The sequence below is a fragment of the Granulicella sp. dw_53 genome (assembly GCF_018449545.1).
Lineage (GTDB): Bacteria > Acidobacteriota > Terriglobia > Terriglobales > Acidobacteriaceae > Edaphobacter.
Genome location: NZ_JAAVUR010000016.1, coordinates 74,973 through 94,160, shown reverse-complemented (window position 1 = coordinate 94,160; position 19,188 = coordinate 74,973). Strand labels below are relative to the sequence as shown.

At 53.4% G+C, this 19,188-nt stretch carries 9 protein-coding genes; 4 read left to right on the top strand and 5 right to left on the bottom strand.

Translation table 11 applies throughout. The annotated features are described in order from the left end of the window. The first annotated feature begins 78 nt into the window (after positions 1–78). Both HB393_RS20835 and HB393_RS20830 read left to right on the top strand, forming a co-directional pair. Positions 79–2,043: a glycoside hydrolase family 97 protein gene (locus HB393_RS20835; protein WP_213807137.1), complete on the top strand. Its 1,965-nt coding sequence runs from the start codon at positions 79–81 to the stop codon at positions 2,041–2,043. A 274-nt stretch (positions 2,044–2,317) separates the two neighbouring features. Continuing rightward, a complete protein-coding gene (locus HB393_RS20830) occupies positions 2,318–6,037 on the top strand; it encodes a TonB-dependent receptor (RefSeq protein WP_213807136.1) in 3,720 nt (1,239 codons plus the stop codon). Between the two features lie 98 nt (positions 6,038–6,135). On the opposite strand, the gene HB393_RS20825 is transcribed toward HB393_RS20830, so the two are convergent. The 4 genes from HB393_RS20825 to HB393_RS20810 all read right to left on the bottom strand — a co-directional run bounded on the left by HB393_RS20825 (position 6,136) and on the right by HB393_RS20810 (position 11,348). Beyond that, positions 6,136–7,149: a zinc-binding alcohol dehydrogenase family protein gene (locus tag HB393_RS20825; protein ID WP_213807135.1), complete on the bottom strand. Its 1,014-nt coding sequence runs from the start codon at positions 7,147–7,149 to the stop codon at positions 6,136–6,138. 249 nt (positions 7,150–7,398) lie between these two features. Next, on the bottom strand, positions 7,399–8,535 hold the full coding sequence (locus tag HB393_RS20820) for an MFS transporter (protein ID WP_213807134.1): 1,137 nt from the start codon (positions 8,533–8,535) through the stop codon (positions 7,399–7,401). A 122-nt stretch (positions 8,536–8,657) separates the two neighbouring features. Beyond that, a complete protein-coding gene (locus HB393_RS20815) occupies positions 8,658–10,040 on the bottom strand; it encodes an AsmA-like C-terminal region-containing protein (RefSeq protein WP_213807133.1) in 1,383 nt (460 codons plus the stop codon). A gap of 606 nt (positions 10,041–10,646) precedes the next feature. Then, on the bottom strand, positions 10,647–11,348 hold the full coding sequence (locus tag HB393_RS20810) for a GntR family transcriptional regulator (RefSeq protein WP_213807132.1): 702 nt from the start codon (positions 11,346–11,348) through the stop codon (positions 10,647–10,649). 1,118 nt (positions 11,349–12,466) lie between these two features. Between HB393_RS20810 and HB393_RS20805 the strand changes: the two genes are divergently transcribed. Next, positions 12,467–16,003 carry a carboxypeptidase regulatory-like domain-containing protein gene (locus tag HB393_RS20805; RefSeq protein WP_213807131.1) on the top strand — a complete coding sequence of 1,179 codons (3,537 nt, stop codon included), beginning with the start codon at positions 12,467–12,469 and terminating at the stop codon, positions 16,001–16,003. 62 nt (positions 16,004–16,065) lie between these two features. Beyond that, positions 16,066–18,060: a S9 family peptidase gene (locus HB393_RS20800; RefSeq protein WP_213807130.1), complete on the top strand. Its 1,995-nt coding sequence runs from the start codon at positions 16,066–16,068 to the stop codon at positions 18,058–18,060. A 226-nt stretch (positions 18,061–18,286) separates the two neighbouring features. On the opposite strand, the gene HB393_RS20795 is transcribed toward HB393_RS20800, so the two are convergent. After that, a complete protein-coding gene (locus HB393_RS20795; RefSeq protein WP_213807129.1) occupies positions 18,287–19,072 on the bottom strand; it encodes a DUF6250 domain-containing protein in 786 nt (261 codons plus the stop codon). Positions 19,073–19,188 lie beyond the last annotated feature (116 nt).

The following is a 19,188-nucleotide window of genomic DNA, read 5'->3' as shown; positions in this document are numbered from 1 at the left end:
GAGGAATGACCGCCGCCGCGGATCGAAGAAGCGCGCGTAAGGATGAGCATCGCCACGGGTGCCAGGAGAGAAATCTAAATGCGAAGTAGCCTAATGAATGTCTTTTCAAGACGGGATTTCATCATCGCTGCCCAGGCGGCTCTGATGACCACCGCCGTTCCACGCGCTCTCGCCTCGGCGGTCGAGACTAAGCGCGAGATCAGCGTATCGAGTCCAGGGGGCAATCTCTCGGTATCGATTGCTATCGATTCCCAAGGGCAGTTGAGCTACAGTGTCGCCGAGGGCAAGATCGACGTTCTGATGTCGTCACCACTCGGACTCAAGGTTGACGGCATAGACCTTGGCCGAAGTGCGAAGTTGTCCGGACCTCCCAGCACGCGGAAGATTCACGACGTATACAACGTCTTTGGAAACCACGCTCGTGCCGAGGATTTCGCGAATGAGATCAGGATTTCCTTGGAGGTCTCCGGCAAGCATTTTGAGCTTGTGGTGCGTGCGTATGATGACGGAGCTGCCGTTCGCTATCTACTGCCGGACGGAGCGAGACACATCGATGGGGACTCAACAGGCTGGCGTCTTCCGGAGCGGATCGAAAAGATCGTTTGGGCAAACTATGACCCTGTCTACGAAGGGTTGAGTCACGCTACCACGTTGTCCGAGTTTCCCGAAAATAGGGTGGTGATGGGACCTATTCTGGTGAAGACGGAGCACCACTATCTGTCACTTTCGGAAGCCGATTGCCAGAACTTCTCGGACATGAGCATCTCGCGCGAGGGGAATCTTCTTCGTGCAAATTTGTGGTTAGAGCCCAAGGGCTGGGACATCCAGACGAGTGTCATGGACGGACGCAAGGATGTGCTTCATGGAACGTATCTTGGACGACCTGCCTCTCCCTGGCGCAGTACAGTGGTCGCGCGGGATCTTACAGGTCTGATCAACTCCGACCTCCTGACCAATCTCTGTCCATCACCCGCGCATGGGGCAAGCTTCGACTGGGTCAAGCCAGGCCGATCGCTCTGGTCATGGTGGAGCGTGGAGGATCCCCCCTATGCGGAGATCAAGGATTGGTACGATGCCGCGGCCAAGCTCAAGTGGGAGTACTACCTGATCGACGCGGGCTGGATCAAGTGGATTTGCCCCGGCAAAGATTGCTGGGCGATGCTGAAGGACGCCTCCGACTATGGCAGGAACGTCGGAGTTCTTTCCATCGTCTGGGGCCAATACACTGAAATGCCTTCTCCGTCGGCTCGCAGGAAATGGCTGGAGAACGCGAAAGCCAGCGGAGTTGCAGGAGTCAAACTCGACTTCCCGCCAAAGGGCAGCGCAAGCAGCATGAACTGGTGGTATCTGGGAACGCTGCGTGACTGCGCCGACCTGAAACTCCTTGTCGACTTCCACGGCGCGGTCAAGCCAACCGGCCTGCAGCGCACCTATCCCAACGGCTTGACGCGAGAGGCTGTGCGTGGCAACGAATACAACATCAGCCGCTACAAGCGCATTCAACCGTACACGGAAGATGTCACGCTTCCGTTCGGGCGCCCCCTCGCTGGACCAGCGGACATCACGCCAGTCATCCTGAACCCGAAAGAGTTGGTTCCGTCTCACTTTACCTGGGCGCATCAACTGGCGCAGGCAGTTATCTATCTCTCTCCAATCACCGTGTTTTGCGATCAGTACAAGTATTACCTCGAGAGCCCGTTTCGCGATCTGCTCGAAGTAATTCCAACGGTATGGGACGAGACGCGCGTCCTCTCCTGCACAGTAATCGGCGAGGTGGTTGCCTATGCTCGCCGCAAGGGCGATACCTGGTGGATGGGAATAATTAACGGCGCCACACGGCGAGATGTAAACCTCTCTTTTGACTTCCTCACCAAGCTCGGCATGGCAACCCTGATCTTCGATGACGTGTCCGTAGATGCTGCCGTCGAACGACAGCAGCGCGTAGTAAAACATGCAGACATGTTGATGATCTCGCTCAGACCAGGCGGTGGCTTCTTTGCGCGTGTCACTTCCGCCGCCCCCGGCTCAAGTTACAGGCCCTAATCAACGTCACGAGATGCTGCGTGCCATCTGACCCAACTTATTGCAGGCGAAGTATTCATAGTTCGTATATGTCTTCGCCTGCTTCGTCTTCTAAAAGCGTTTTCGTACGCAAAAGATTTTGTGTTGACAGCCCCAGTCTTTCTGTAGTCAGAGCGCCTTCAGAGAACCCTCATTGATATGCGGCCGTCAACGCAACAACCCACGATGTCCTTACAAGAGATTTATAGTCCGCGCGTACTGTCGAACAGACGTTCGGAAAATTCGGGAGAGCCAAATGAAATCAATGAAAATGGTCCATCGACATGCGGTGTTCCAATCGCTCGTTAGCCGGAGCGTCCAGCCTTGCTGGGGTAATGCTTTCCGCTTTTTCCTCGTCCTGCTAGCTGCCTTATTTCTTCCTGTCAGATCGGAAGCTCAGGTGGATACCGGGACGATTCAGGGAACAGTCACCGACCTCGCTGGCGCGGGGGTTTCCTGGGCCGTTGTGACTCTTATAAGCGAAGGAACAGGCCTCGTAATGACCGGAAAGAGCGATGGCAAGGGACTCTTCACCTTTTCCCCGCTGCACGTCGGACTTTACTCGGTCTCGGCTCAAGCCAAGGGCTTCGGCACGCTCACACGCGAGCATCTGCGCCTGGATGTGCAGCAGACTCTTGTTGCGGATCTGGCATTGAGGATCGGTGCCACAAGCGAAACCGTAGACGTTACGACATCTGCCCCTGTGCTGCAAACGCAGGATGCCTCCGTCGGTCAGGTCTTCGAGTCGCACGTCATCAACGCCCTGCCTTTGAACGGGCGAAACTTCACCTTTCTTGCCCAGCTTCAAGCAGGCGTTACCACATCGGTACAAGACTCGCGCGGCTTCGGACTCAGCGGCTCCTTTGTTGCCAACGGAACTTTGTCTTCGTTCAATAACTACCTGCTGGATGGCATAGAGAACAACAACACAACAGTCGACTTCGGAAACGGCAACGCCTTTACCGTACTGCCACCGCCTGATGCGATCGACCAATTCAAAGTTCAGACGACCAACTATTCCGCGCAGTTTGGCCGCGCCGGCGGAGCAATCATCAACGCTGTTCTCAAGTCCGGCGCAAATCGCTTCTACGGCAGCGCCTGGGAATATCTTCGCAACGACATCTTCGACGCGAACGACTGGTTCCTGAACAACACCGGCAAGGCCAAGCCGTCCTTCAAGCGTAACCAGTTTGGCGCCACGATCGGCGGTCCCATATGGCACGACAAAGTCTTCTTCTTCGCCGACTATCAGGGTACCCGTGTCAGCCAAGGGCAAGCATTTGTCAGCAGCGTTCCCACGGCACTCGAACGCTCGTCTGGGTACACGAACTATACGGACCTGCTCACTTTCCAGACCGGGACACAGACTGATAATCTAGGCCGGACCACGCCCATCGGCACGCTCTTCGATCCCGCTACCACCCGCACTACCACCACCGGAGTCATCGACCCCGTTACGCATACAGCAGCGAAGAAGAGCGGCTCGGTTCGTGACCCCTTCCCAGGGAATATCGTTCCCGCAAGCCGTATCTCTCCCGTGGCGACGAAGCTTCTCAATCTATTTCCAGCGGCAAACGCGAGCGGCATCGTTAACAACTACATCAGTACTCCTCAGAAGATCGATCCACTCGATTCGACCGACGCACGCGTCGACTACAACTTCTCTCCCACCGATCAGGCGTTCGTGCGCGGCAGCTATTCGTATGAGCCGAAGATCACGCCGGCGCCGTGCGAAGGAATCGCTATCTGCGCCGGCAGCTCACAGACCGGGCTCGAGAACGACCGGGTCATCAGTATTGCGCTCGGAGAGACCCACGTCTTCTCGGCCCATACTGTGAACGAATTCCGTATCGGTTATAGCCGTATCCACAGCCCGCGCACAAACTTCTTCTCCGGTCAGAGTGGCATCAACGCGCAGTATGGCATCCCAGGCATTACCTTCGACAGCGCTCCATATGGCGGCCTCACCCAGATCAAGATTGCAGGTCTATCCGAACTTGGCACGCACAACAACATCCCGCAGGATGAGATCGGCGCCGAGACCCAGTACAACGACAACGTCACAATTGATCGCGGGAGTCACATCATCCGCTTCGGCGTGGAGTACGAGCGCCTTAAGACCTCCATCCTCTCCGCGCAGTATCCCCATGGCAACTGGACCTTCTCCGGAGGCCTTACCAGTAACCCCGCGGGCAACGCGGCCAGTACCGGCATTGCGCAATTCGCGATTGAGCCCATCCCCTCCACGGTCCCCGGCGGCTACCCATATATCGGCGGATCCAGCCAGATTCAATACTCCCCCATTACGCAGCAGGATACTCGCCGGCCTTATCTTGGCGTTTACGGAGAGGACGTCTGGCGTCTCACCCCAACCTTCACGGTTAATGCTGGTCTGCGCTACGAGTACTTCAGCATGGGCACGGATCACGGCGGCAAGGCGTCGAACTTTGTCCCCGCCGATGGAAGCAATCCAGCGCAGTTCATCATCGATGACCGCAGCAAGGGAATCGTTCTCTCGCCCACCTTCCTCTCGCTGCTCAATAAGGATGGCATCCAACTCGCCTACACCTCAGACCATCATCTCTCCAACTTGCCTTCCGTCAATTTAGCGCCTCGCCTCGGCGTAGCCTGGCAGATCGCCCCCACCGTCGTGATGCGGGTCGGCTACGGCATCTTCTATGCAGGCATCTACAACCGCGGTGACGGAACGAACTTCGGTAACTCCTATCCCTTCGCGTACAATGTCAACGTCACTTCCAACAGTCTGACGAACGGGGCGCTTAGTACTGACGGCTCCATCGGTCCGCTCGACAAAGGTTTCACCAATATTGCGGTAGATCCAAGCGTCGTTCAGGGTTCTACCGTCAGTCTCCTCGGTATCCAGCGGAACGCCCATGTCCCCTATGTGCAGGGCATCAACTTCAGCATGCAGGCGCAGTTGACCCCAAGTATCTCCTACACCGTTGGCTATGTCGCTACCTTTGGTCGCCATCTCGAAAACAACATCCACACCAATCGTCCGTCAGTCGTAGTTCCCACCAACGTATCGCTGACGCAATCGATCGCTGGTGTCATTCAGCCGTACGCCTCGGACTGCACCGTTGTCCCAGGCGACACCATCTCTCGCAGAGCAGACAAGATAACGCCCTGTTCGCTCATTCCGTACCCTGACTTTCCGTCTAACTCCAACTACTCGAACTATGAAGGAACCACCAGCTATAACTCGCTCCAGACGACAATTCACAAAGCATTCACCCACGGTGCTGCGTTCCTTGCGAACTACACCTGGTCGAAGGCTCTTGGTGACGCCTCCGATACCAGCGTCTTCACCACGACCACCTACCGCGCTCCTTATGTCCTGGGCTGGGGGGAGAAGGGCGATAAGAGCCTGCTCACCTTCAACGTCGCCCACGTAGCGCATATTTCTGGCACCTATGATCTTCCCTTCGGAATCAACCGCCAACATCTTAACCACCCCGGCGTAGCCGAGTCCTTCCTCGGCGGCTGGTCACTGAATGGAATCATTACTCTTCAGAGTGGCCAGCCCTTCACCGTATCCGGGGCAACCAGCACGAACAACGGTGCAGGCAACTACGCTCTCGTTGACACCTCGAAGCTTTATAACGGCGCGCATACGGTTAACCATTGGGTGAACGCGGCGGCTTTCACCAACGCACCTGTCGCCACTGGACCGAACGACCTCTTCGCCTTCGGTGGTCAAGCGGCACAGGCAAACGGCCCGAACTTCCATCGCGGAGACATAGGGCTTCAGAAGCAGTGGCACATTCCCTGGAGTGGCATCCTAGAATTTCGCGCCGAAGCATTCAACATTACGAACACGCCGAACTTCGGGCAGCCTGGCTCCCTTACACCCACAGCGAGTAATTTCGCCTCCATTACTAACACGAGAAACACGCCGAACGATTCACGCCAGCTTCAGTTCGCAGTGAAGTACATCTTCGGCCACGATCTGTAAACAGCGGCAGGATGGCTCTCCGCGAGCCATCCTGCTTCCTCAACCAAATGGACGGAGATGGTGAGACAGAATAGGATGACATCTTCCTCTCATTCCTCTCAAAAGCCTTCGAGAATGACCTTACCGTGGGACCGGCCGCTCTCTATCAGCGCGTGGGCTTTCTTGAGATTCTCCGCGTTGATCGGGCCGAAACTATGGGCGAGGGTCGTGCGAATGGACTTGGCATCCACCATCGTTGAAATCTCATCGAGGATCCGATGTTGTTCGGCGATATCAGGCGTGGTGAAGGTAGAGCGGGTAAACATGGATTCCCACCGTAGTGACGCTGCCTTGCGCTTGAGAGGCACGGCGTCTAATACCTTGGGATCGTCGATCACACCGAGCCGCCCTTGCGGAGCGATGGCCTCCACGAGCGCGGGATAGTGAGTCTCTGTTCCGGTGAGGCTGGCAATGAATTCGACCCGCGGAATCCCAGCAGATTCAAGTTGGTCCACGATCGACTTGGAGTGATCGATGACATGGTGCGCGCCTAAATCGAGACACCACTGCCGCGTCTCAGGCCGTGATGCAGTGGCGATAATTGTAAGGTTCGTCAGCTGGCGTGCTAACTGAAGCAAAATGGAACCGACCCCGCCGGCTCCTCCGATGACGAGCAGATTCTTCGGGGTCTCTGCTGCACCACGCTTTGCCTCCAGACGATCAAACAGGAGCTCCCACGCAGTAAGGCCCGTCAACGGAAGAGCAGCCGCCTCAGCGAAGCTTAAGCTCTTAGGCTTTCTGCCAACGATGCGCTCATCGACAAGATGCAATTCCGCATTGGTTCCTGGGCGAACGATCGATCCGGCATAAAATACCTCGTCTCCCGGCTTGAAGATGGAACACTCCGATCCAACCTGCTTGACAATCCCTGCAGCATCCCATCCAAGCACCTTGTACTCGGTTCCTTTCGGAGCCGAGTTGGCGCGCTCTTTCGTATCCACGGGATTGACGGAAATGGCCTTTACCTCGACCAACAGATCGCGTCCGCTGGCGACGGGTTCTGGGATGACAATGTCCAGCAAAGACTCTGGGCTGTCGATCGTTGACGGCGTTTTATATCCGACGGCTTTCATGTTTTTTCTCCTACACAAAAGCATGCCAGAATAAAGGCATCAACGTAAGTACGCATACAAAGTGTATGTAGTGTTCAAAAGTGAACCGTGGAGACCGATGGATGAAAAGGAAAAGAGCTATTCCTGTGCGCTGGGTTGCCCCGTCGAAGCTACGCTTCACAGAGGTCAATCGCGACCGTAAAACGGCTGCATAAGCGGCTTGATCCTTTGGATGGCATGGTGGGAAGTGTTGAACGTCACACTGGAGCCTCATTCGACCACAGGAGTGGCAACGGGAGATGAACCTGCTATGGCCAGACCAAATAGTCCTACAATCCCGAGTGCCAAACGTATATTGAGAACTGTAGCCACAGCACCGATCAGGGGAGGCCCGGCAAGAAATCCGAAGTACCCAACCGTCGCTACTGTTGCTATCGCGGGCCCAGTTCCCAGCACACTATTCCGTCCTGCCGCACCCCATATTACCGGAACTATATTGGCAACCCCAAATCCTGCACAGATGAAACCAAGGATGGCAGCCCACCAAACATTCAACGCCAGAGCGAATGAGAGCCCTCCAAATAGCAATAGCCCAGAGGCCCGCAAGATCATGACGGGGTTAAATCGCGCGATCAGCCAATCTCCTGCAAAGCGTCCGCCAGCCATGGAGATCGAGAATACGGCATAGCCGATGGCGGCTTGTGCCAGGCTGACCCCAACGCTGCTTTTGAGATAGACTCCACCCCAATCCGCCATTGCGCCTTCTGCGAAGAGTCCCAGAAAAGCTATTCCAGCTAAGCGAAGGAGGTGCGGATCCGGCAACTGCCATCGTCCTTTCGAGCTTGTATGCCTTTCTTCCTTTAGAAGAAAAGCGCCTCCCATCAGCAGGAACACCGCGAGAATCAGAGCTGTCCAGGAGAAGTCTTCGTGTGTGCCGCTGCCGTGACGAAGAGCATAACTAGAGACGACGGCTCCGAGCAGTCCACCTACGCTCCAGAACCCTTGAAAGGAACTCACGATCGGTTTACCGATCTGTTCTTCGACCCAAACTCCCTGAGCATTGACAGAGACATCAAAAGCACCTTTTGCCGCTCCGAAGACAGCTGCATTTATCACAAGCGGCCACAAACTATGTACTGAGCCAAGCCATGCTATCGCGAGAGCATAGGCAGCACTTGCAATCCAGACAATCAGCCGGCTTCCGAAACGTGCAATGGCACGGCCTGCAAGCGGCATTGTCAGGATCGAACCCAATACAAGGGACAGCAAGACCTCGCTTAGCGACAGAGAGGATAGGTGAAGACTCTCCTTGAAAACTGGGATGTGAGCAGCCCAGACACCGAAGCCGACGCCATCAAGAGTGAAGAAGAGTGCAGCTGCCCAACGCGCTTTTTCCGACCGACCCATTGATCCTGTATATCAGATCTGAATGACGAAGGAGCGTTGGGAATAAACGGTTCCAGCTGTCCCATGCCGCTAGACCTAATTTGACTTGATCAACACTTCGTAAACAACGAGGATACCTAACATTATTTCTTGTCGCCTGGAAGCCGCAGACCAACCATGGGATGAGAGTAAGTGCCGCTCAGGTGGACCGGTGCCACGGTTCCATTTTGTTTCTTCTTGAAAAGCGGATCGACGGGCTTAAGAAGAAAGGATTTGATGCCGGTGGTTGCATTCGAAAGATTCGTATCCATGCGTAGAGTCCCCATCACGTCTACCTGTTTATTCAGCAGATTGAAAGTGCCCGAGCCATCGGCATTTGCGCCGGGGACTGCAAAGAGCAAATCCGTGAACTTCGCCACGCCATCCCGTAAAACCACACGTTGAACCTTCAATTCAGAGAGAACAGTAGGAGCAACCATATCTGCATTCTTTTTCTTCGGAGCAGTCCCACTAGCCCGTTGGCTGAATCCGTCTATGGTCTGTTGTGTTTGAGAGTGAGTAAAGTGAAGGTCGCTAAGGACAAATGTACCGCTCATCTGCAGAGCCTTCAAAAAGTGTTCATGTTCCGGAGGAACGAACGCGTCGCCATGCAGCACAGCCGCACCCGTAAGAGGCGCCCCATCACGCGCGAACATACGCATAAGGTCCTGGATTCGGCCGCTCTTCACTTGAAACGCAAACCGCGAGCCCCGCTTCCGATCGATATCTCCACTAACATCGATCCTTGTGCGATCGGCAACTGCTTGAACCCTATCTAAAGCGACGCTTCCTTCCATGCCATTCACATAGGCATGAAACCTGGTCGCGAGATGTTCAGGCTGACCCTCGCCCACACGAAAATCAGGGATATCTGTACTTCCGGTGATCTCCACGCGGGAGAGCAACCCATGAAATGAATTCTCGCCTTGCAGTTTGCCTGAGATGCCATGGAAGACTCCGAGATCAAGGTCCGTAAGCGTGGATCTTCCTGACAAAGGAGTACTCCCCAGATCGCTACGCTTCAATGGCCCAAGACGACCTTGTGCTCTCAGCTCACCAACCGGGATAGGATTTCGGAAGGCGACCTCATAAGACATGGGCTTTGATCCCGATACGTCCCTCAGAGTAAGAGTATGGATGAAGAAGCGCACGGGCGGCTTACCCCGTTCAGCCGTCACCTCAAGCTCAGACTGGTCGGCAGTAATCTGATCAACAACAGTGGTATTGGGACCGGAAGAACCAGACAGATATTTCGTACCATTTCCCTCCGCTCCAGAAGGAGGAATCTGTACGTGCAGTCCTACAAGACTCAGGGCGTGAAGATGCCGTGGCGCGAAGATGAAATCAAGATAAGAGCCAGTAGCAGTCAACGTGTCCACGGTGGCCAGTGGCGGGATATCGGTAGAGCCATGCAGACGCAGGACTAGCTTATGAGCGACAAACCCTGGGTGCGGAAAATAAAATCTCTTGTAACTGCCAACCTGCAATGTACTCGAGAAGGTCTGCCCCAGTGCTGGCAGCACCTCACGGCCTCGATACGGCCAACGTCTCCACAAGTAGACACCGAATACGCTAGTCAGCACGACGAAACCAACGATTGCGACTAGACCCCAGACGCGTCCTGCCCTAAGTCTCACGGATCTCACAACGTGCTAGTGAAACGGAATTGGCCCACATCAAAGATGTGATGTGCCCAGCCGCGAAGTGGTTGTGCCGTATATCTGATCGAAAGAGATCGGACAACTCGCTCACTCCATGCGGATTGATGGCGCTGGAGCTGCTTGCTCGTTGGTTGGACATCCATACCGGCATTCGGAAGACAAAAAGGCTCGAGTACACGGAAGAATATTCTGTATCGACACCGAGAACGACTTGTCAGCCGTATACCTCACAGCAACTCGTGGAGACGAACATTTAATCCGCGAGTCGATTTAGTAAAAATGCCATATTCGTAGAGTGGCAGTCTCGGTCAAAACTCGCCGGGCAGCAATCTCTTAGGAAGGCGACTCTCGTAAAGTAGTGCGCGGGTGGCCAAAACTCATCAGGGTGAATTGCTTGCGGATTAATCTATGTGCTGCACTTGTAGCTGATCCTTACTTTGCCGATTGCCTAAGGAAACTGATCAACTGTCCGCGCACATGGCCTATATGTGCTTGCATAGCAACGACGGCTTGTTCTTTGTTTCTTTCTTCAAATGCCGTAAGAATTGCCATATGTGCTAGGGGAGCGGAACTGGACGAGAGATCATAGGTCTGGCACCGAAAAAGCCAGATCTGATTCTGAATATTCGCGAGAATGCGCGAGAGCTCCATATTTTCGGTAGCCCTGGCAATCGTGCCATGAAACTCCATATCTTCTTCGATGTGGCGGATCTTATCGTCAGCTTTCAAGAATTTGGAGGTGCGCTTAATGCTTGATCGCAGGTCTTCGATCAGCTGCGGGCTGATTTTAACGATAGAGACCGCATAGGACTCAAGGGCCTCACGCAGGTTATAGAGATCCTCGATTTCCTTGATGGAAAATTTCCGGAGATAAGCACCACGCCGTGGTTCAATGCGGATGAGCCCTTCGTTTTGGAGCCCATTGAGTGCCTCCCGGACAGGAGATTTACTGATCCCAAGCTGTTGAGATAGGAATTCTTCCGTTAGTCGGACATCGTGTTCCAGCTTGCCTTCGAGAATATGCCTCTTAATGCTCTCATATGCGAGAGCGGTTAAATTCTTCGGCGCCGATAACTTCTGCAATTCTTCAATAGCTACTTTTTCCACCAGAGACACCTTCGCGACATTCGTCATCGTCATCGACAGTATAGGCTGAGTTTTTGATGGGCAAGCATTACATTGTCGGTTCGTTACGGTAGCAAGCAAAGAAGAGTTGACTCCATGGCGCTAAGTCGGCGATTCGACCCTATCGCATTGGACACAGATCCTTGCGTGTCATTTTTGCAGAAGCTCCTTGAGGGAACCGAAGGTCAGCTTCGAGAATGGTCTTTACTATTTTCTGACTGCCGGCAGGCGTTTTTAAATCGGGACTGAAACAACAATAAAAAACTGAAGCTCTTAGTAGTCGCTTAGTCAGACTGGAGTGAACGCCAACTTGGTCTACAAATCGAGTCGCGAAGAGTCCACTAATTTACGAAGAGCTGTTTGACAATGCTCTGATATCTGATATATCTAATTCATGCGTTTTTGGTGGTCACATTTCGGCAATCCCCTTGTCGCTCCAAGCGCACCTATCTTTGCTTGTCGATGTCTCGCGTAATCCTCTCGACCCCTCAAAATCCTTAGACCAATCTGCTTGTTGTTGGCGTGTAGTTCGATGTGTAGCCTTCTTTTTGAGGAGACACCTATCGTTCTACGCGTGGCTGACATGCTCGCCACCCGATTTCGTACGGAGTTTTTCTATATGCATTCGAGCATCTCTATCGCTCATTTTTCCTGGCTACGCTTAACTTCGCCTCGGCCCAGTACATCACTTAGCCAGAGGGAACCTCTGATTTCAAGCCTGGCACGGATCAAAAGCTCACTCGTTGGACGCGGCATACTACTTACTTCGAAAGGTTCTCCCTTGGATCGGATCGCCTTCGCTATCCAGGGATAGATAAAACCACACATTGAGGGAAGCCTGAAGTTCTCGCGCGAGCGTGCGTCGCAGGGTATTGCCGCTACTCGGGAGGATAGATCTTGTTCGGTCGGGGTATGCACTATGTGTGGAACAAAGAAGCGGCTTATTGCCAACGTCTTCTCGAAGGCATTACGAAGATGAACTGTTCTACCCGGGATCGATCCTTGATGCAAAGCCTCGTATTTCTCCTGTGAGCAGCACCCGTTGCTTTTCGACCTTCTTAAATACAGTCTCAAACGTTCCAAGAACCCGGAATCGCTCGTTTAGTTCCAACCTTTAGGGAGCCAGTATGCTAATTTATCGGTCAGTTCGTTCCGATGCGAAGTATTTTGTTTTCGGTTTAATCCTTTTCATTCTGAGTATTAGGCAGGCCCTGCCTCAGGCTGCAACTGGAGGGGGTTTGCGTGGTGTAGTAACGGACGCCTCCGGAGCGATAATTCCCAATGCGGAGTTCACTCTTAGATTGCCGGGAACCGGCGCCGTCCGCATCCAAAAAGGAACCAGCGACGGTCTATATTCTTTTCGCGATATCGAACCAGGGATCTATACACTAACCGTTTCGGCATCTGGATTTCAGCAGCAGCGCTTCGCAAATGTCACGTTCGTGTTGAACGAGATTCGTGAATTGAATGTGACGCTCTCGGCAGGTTCAATAAGTCAGGTCGTTGAAGTGCAGTCCGATCAGACTAGTGTTGTCTCGCAGCAAACTACTGTAGGAACTTTGATCGACGGAGCGCGGATCCGGGAGTTGCCTCTCAATGGGCGCGATTTTCAGAACCTTATCTTTCTTGCTCCCGGCGCAAATCGTACGGCGGGCGGTACAGGGCAGGGCTCAGGTGTCTCAGCTGGAGGTGCACGTCCGACAGACAATAATTACCTGATTGATGGGGGCGATGCAAACGATCCTCGTCAACCGTCAGGCGCTGCCGGCAACAGTGGCAATGCGACGAGTTCTGTTCCGCTGGATGCGATCGCTGAGTTCAGTGTCATTACAAGCAACGCGTCCGCTGAATTTGGCCGTAGTTCAGGTAGCGTAATTAATGTAGTTACGAAGTCCGGAGATAATAACTTCCACGCCTCAGGGTGGGAATACGTAAGAAACTCTGTTCTCAACACGCGAAATTTCTTCAATCCGGTGGGCTTCAAGTCACCTTTCAAGCAGAACCAGTTTGGATTTTGGGCAGGTGGTCATATCTTTCGAGATCGGACCTTCTACTCCATTTCATACGAGGGTTTCCGCCAGCGTTCGACCAATGCGACCCAGGTGCCAATTCCAACCGCTCAGTTCATCTCTGCCCTTACGAATCCTCTATCCAAGGCTCTTTTTTCAGCGGCGTATCCCTCAGTTGCTGGCCCGGTCGGATTTGTAACGACAGACACTTCAACATGGTCAACCACGATCAACCGGAATATTGCTAACAATTTGGATTCAGATACAGGCTTCGTCCGTATTGATCAGAAAATTTCAAACAAGAACAACATATTTGCTACTTATAGTCTCGTCGATGCCGTGCCAACGGCAATCACCAATAGTGGTAATCTTCCAAACTTCGGCGTAGGAAATACGGTTCGTCCGAGCCACATTGTCGTCCAAGATAATCATATCTTCACGTCCAACTTATTAAATACCGCGCGTTTCAGTTTCCAGCGCACACCGAATGCCTCCCCTACCGAAGCACTTACATCTGCTGATCTGGCAGCAGGCGCCAACCGAACCCAAGGACCCAATGCAGGAGGAGGGTTTTCGGCTGGTGTCGGCGATCCCAATGGCTTTCCGACCTTGCAGTTGGCATCGGCCCGATTCAACACGATTGGCATTCCAAGCAATCAGCCTCAAAGCAAGATACCAGTTGTATGGACCTATCAGGATGCTGTCTCCTGGCAGCGCGGTAAGCACGAAATCAAATTCGGTGCGCAAATAACCCGCATCTGGGATAATACGACTTTTAGTTCCACCATCCGTCCCAGCATCACTGTTCTCGACACGACGAGCGCAACGGCTACTGGCAGCATGACTGCTGCGCAGGCATCTGCAGCACAAAACTTCGCCAATATTAATAATCTTGCTCTTAGCTCACAATCGCAATCCTTCTACATCCAGCCTTCGTTCCGTCAGTATCGACTCTGGGAACAGGGCTACTTCGTTCAAGACAGTTATCGCGCAACAAAGAAGTTGACCGTCGATATAGGCTTGCGATATGAGATATTCAACCCTTTCACAGAAAAGAACAACCTGCTATCGAACGCCTACATCGTAGACGCCAACGGAAATCCACAAGCTTGCAAATCATTGCCCTTCGATAGCGGCTTGTCTCAAGTCGCTGCGATCAATCCTGCGACTCATGGGATTGGCAACTACTGCTCTCAGTTTGGCAATTTTAGTCCGCGTGTCGGTTTTGCATTGGATGTCTTCGGTACGGGACGAACGGTAGTTCGCGGTGGGTATGGCTACTTCTATGATCGCGTCTTCGGGAATGTTTACGGCAATGCTCGTTTCAATCCGCCACAGACGCTAAGCACGACGATCTCCACGGGAAATTACACCGGCGCAGTGGCTTCGAGCGCGGTAAATTCGACGCAATCGTACACACTGACGACAATCGACCCCAATCTGAAAAATCCGGTCACGCAACATTACAACCTCGCTATCTCACAACAGCTCGATTCGAGCACCGCGTTGACTATCTCCTATGTGGGCGCTGTAGCGCAGCATCTGATTACAACGACGCGGCCAAACTTTGGAACATCCTTTGCGGATGCTTTCCGTCCATCCAATCAAGGGGCCGTAGTTAGGACGGCGGCAGATATAAATAGCGACATCATTCGTCCAATGTTCAGCTCTTTTTCCCACCATCAATCGAACGGGACCTCGAACTATAACGCGCTGCTCCTGAACGTTCGCCGGCAGATGCATGGCGGTATCGGCCTTGAGGCATCTTACGGCTGGAGCCACAGTCATGACGTGCTCTCTGACGATGTGTCGTCAAGTACGGACTCTGCAACACCGGCAGCGACATTGGAGAATCTGATTGCGCCATATATGGCTACCGGAAGCGGGTGTCCGGCTGCGCAGGCTGCCAATGCATCCTCTGCGGCGAAGTTGACCGCCGCGGTACAGTGCGCAGAAGGGAACTTTTCTCTTAGCCAAGCTCAGGCTCAAACGATCTTCCAAACAAAATATGTCAAATATGCGAACATCAAAACTAACTACGGCGACTCATCGTTTGATGTGCGACAGCGCTTTGCTTCGAGCGTGACCTATCGTTTGCCCTTCGGACACAACAGCATGTTCCTGAGTGACGTGGGTCCTGCGACGGACCGTGCCATCGGAGGATGGGGACTTGCCTCCATCTTCGATACACAGACTGGAGTACCCTTCATACCCACTACAGGTACGGACGCAAATCGGGACGGAGACAATACAGACCGCGTTATTGTTACAGGCAAGGTATCGAACAGAAAGGGAGTTCTCACCAAGAATTTTTCAGGCCCAGTGCCGGTTGTGAACTATTTTGCGACCTGCGCGACAGGGTGCCCCTTCGGGACGGGCGATGGCATCGTCGATCCATTGCTGCGTATGCACCGCGGCTACCTTCGTAATCCGGGTCTCTTCAATTGGGATTTGCAACTCAATAAGCAAACGAATCTTACGGAAAAAGTTAACATGCGTTTTACGGTAGATTTTTTCAATGTTTTGAATCACACTAACTTCAATAATCTGACCTCAAGCATCGCGAGTTCGCAGTTTGGCCAGTCGCTTTCAACTCGAGCGCTCGGACAGACTCAATCACGCCAGATACAGTTCGGGTTGAAACTACACCTCTAAGCTAAAGTCAGCGGTATTCATACCGTCGCGCTCGCGCCTCACAGTAAGGAAAGGCTGAACCATTGCGTTTTCTCCGTAGCCCACTATTTCATGCTTCAGTCATCGTCCTATTCTCTTTTTACTTTTCCAGTGATGCCGCCGTTGCACAGGAAGGCCACCTGACTCTGCAGGATCTGCTCTCCTTAAAGCCAGTCATTGAATCGACCCTCTCCCCTGACGGCAAGACAGTAGCTCTAACACGCGATGGCCAGATTGTCCTACTGCCGACCCAAGGGGGCTGGCCAGTGCAACTGACCAGCACTCAGGGCGAAAAGTCTGGGCTCGACTGGTCTCCCGACGGCAAACGTATAGCCTATGCTAGCCAGGGCAGCATCTGGATTGTCTCTGCGAATGGAGGAACTCCACATCGTCTTACAAACGCCCCCGGAGGCGCTGGTGACCCACGCCAGGCGACGGACCGCGCTCCCCGTTGGTCTCCCCAAGGCCGGTGGATTCTCTTTCAGAGTGGACGGCGTGGAGTTAACAGCCTTTTGGTTGTTAGCGATGATGGCAATACGACAAGCTATCTGACCTCCACAAAAGAGGCAGCTGAAGATGGTCACTGGTCTCCCCGTGGCGACGAGATTGTCTACGTCACTCGGGAGAAGGAGTACTTCAGCGGCCGCCTTAATTTGCTCAGGTTCGACTCCCGCGGCGGTCAGCCTGTTGGTGCTCCCGTTGTGCTCTATACATCTCCCGTAGATCGCGGTGGTGGATGGTCGATCCGCAGTGCTGCTTGGTCTCCAGATGGCCATACTCTTGCCACTCTCCTCCAAAATTCGGGATGGAGCCATCTGTACCTGCTTCCAGTAAAGGGCGGTGAGCCCAAACAGATTACCGAAGGGGCCTTCGAAGACGAAGATCCGGTCTTCTCTCCCGACGGTAAGAGTATCGCTTTTATATCCAACCGTGGTCTGCTCGAAGCTACGAATCTTTGGACCATCCCTACGAATGGGGGCGAAGCACATCAGGTAGCAAAATTTGATATTCCCGGTCTGGTGTCACATCCACAGTGGGCGCCTGACAGTAAGAGTATCTACTTCAATCATCAATCTCCCGTAGAGACCTCTGATCTCCTGGTGCAGGATCTCGCAACGCAGTCGCGACCAAGACATCTTACAGAGACCACGCCGAAAAACTTTTCCGCATCCGCACGGGTTCCGGAACGTGTTACATGGAAGAGCAAAGACGGCAAGGAGATCGCCGGTCTGCTCTACACGCCGCGCAACATAAAGTCTGACGTGAAGTTGCCTGCTGTCCTATGGATCCATGGTGGTCCAGAGTCGCAAGATGTGTTTCGTGCTGATGGATGGGCACAATTTCTTGCGCAGGCTGGCTACGTGGTACTCGAACCCAACTATAGGGGCAGCAGCGGCTACGGCGAGGTCTTCCGCAACCTAAATGTCGAAGATTCGAACGGTGGAGAAGTCGATGACGTAGCTGCTGGCGCACAATATCTAGTCGCCCGCGGCCTCGCCGATCCCACACGGCTTGCCATCGGAGGAGGAAGTCACGGAGGCACGATGGTAGCGTACATGGTAGTGCACTATCCAAATCTATTTGCCGCCGCCATCGAGTTGTATGGTGTTGTGGACCGTCAACTCTTCGTTGAACGGACTAATCCGCCTTCGGCAATCCGTTGGATGATGAAGATGGGCGGAACTCCAACAGAGAAACCTGAAATCTATCGTCAGGCCAATGTTTTGCTACAAGTCGACAAGGTCAAGACGCCTCTCCTCATCATGCATGGAGAAAATGATCCGCAAGTTCCTCCAGCGGACTCCGCGTTTTTCGCAAAGGCTTTGAGGGAGCATCACAAGACTGTTTTCTATTTCACCTATCCGGGCGAGTTGCATGGATTTGCTCAACCATCACATCGTCTGGACGCATGGCAGAAGCAACTTGCCTTTCTGGAGCAATACATCAATCCGAAATTTGGTACTACAACAACCTCCACCGAAGAAGTAGTCTTTGGCGGATCAGACAAGCAGGCCAACGCTCATAATGAAAATCAATAGGGCATCCATCAATGTATCGGCATAGTCTTGTCGTGATTTCGTCCGAGATGCATCATGTGTGGCAGTCCTTTACTAATCACTAAGGATCATGTGGTGGTCGATGGTCTTCATGAAGACAGTGCACACCCTGGCTACCCGACATCATTTGATCGGTGTCCGGGCAATAATTGTCTGGGCTCGCGTTGATCTGGAGTCCTCGGCAAGCGTTGATTCATAGTCGCCGCGATTATTTCCTGGACTTCGTGAGGGACGCATCTTCAGAACTGACCAGACGCACAATTCGCAAATTGCGTATCTGCATATGGTTCTTCGTTGTCCGGATACCGAACCAACCCTTGGTATAAGGCTGTTGGTCGATCATCTCGAAGATCCTTTCCGTATCACGCCAGTACTGGATGATATGTTCGTCCGCGATCAAGGTGATGGTCTGCACTTTATTAGGAACGATCCCTTTGGACGGCTGCTGGGAGACGGAGAGGTCGTTTTGCGGAAGCAGTGGGCGTTCTGTTTCATCGCCAATGTAACGGCGAAAGCGCGTGGTGGTGTTACCGTTGCCGCCAAGGCCCACGTAATACATGCTGAGGAGGTTGTACTCCGCAAACTTGCCGGATCGCTCATGGGCAAACAGATCGTCCGGCGCCCTCGGGTCTGTGGCCATCCAGAAGCTGTTCAAATCACTGACGCGATCATTTGGCCCGCTGGCAGAGACGACCGTTGCTTCGTACTGAATCATCACCGGTCCGTCCAACTCCTGACGAAACCAAACCGTTACACCCGCCGGAACATCGATGTCGAGGACGCCATCTTTTCCAGTTACCGCTCCGGGCTTCTCCATCTCCACACGCCAGGAGCCCAGACCGTGGGTAAAGTCATCTGCGTAGAGCACCTTGCCAGCGTGCAATCGTTTATCTGGAGGAGTTGCCTGACACCATACCGTGACTGCTGCCATTACCAAAATGATGGCACATACGGCTACACTCCGGATTCGTTGCAGCAAAAGAGTACGCTTCATAGCTCCGTGACCCGAGCATAGCAGCTTGCCCGCCTCTATTCTGATCCCTGCCTGGAGAACCGGAGATGCGCATCGTTCTATTCTTTCTCTCTTGCATTGGTCTTCTTCTACGCGCA

Coding starts and splice junctions, on each gene's coding strand:
- HB393_RS20835 (WP_213807137.1), top strand. CDS start 79: ATGCGAAGTAGCCTAATGAATGTCTTTTCAAGACGGGATTTCATCATC.
- HB393_RS20830 (WP_213807136.1), top strand. CDS start 2,318: ATGAAATCAATGAAAATGGTCCATCGACATGCGGTGTTCCAATCGCTC.
- HB393_RS20825 (WP_213807135.1), bottom strand. CDS start 7,149: ATGAAAGCCGTCGGATATAAAACGCCGTCAACGATCGACAGCCCAGAG.
- HB393_RS20820 (WP_213807134.1), bottom strand. CDS start 8,535: ATGGGTCGGTCGGAAAAAGCGCGTTGGGCAGCTGCACTCTTCTTCACT.
- HB393_RS20810 (WP_213807132.1), bottom strand. CDS start 11,348: ATGACGAATGTCGCGAAGGTGTCTCTGGTGGAAAAAGTAGCTATTGAA.
- HB393_RS20805 (WP_213807131.1), top strand. CDS start 12,467: ATGCTAATTTATCGGTCAGTTCGTTCCGATGCGAAGTATTTTGTTTTC.
- HB393_RS20795 (WP_213807129.1), bottom strand. CDS start 19,072: ATGAAGCGTACTCTTTTGCTGCAACGAATCCGGAGTGTAGCCGTATGT.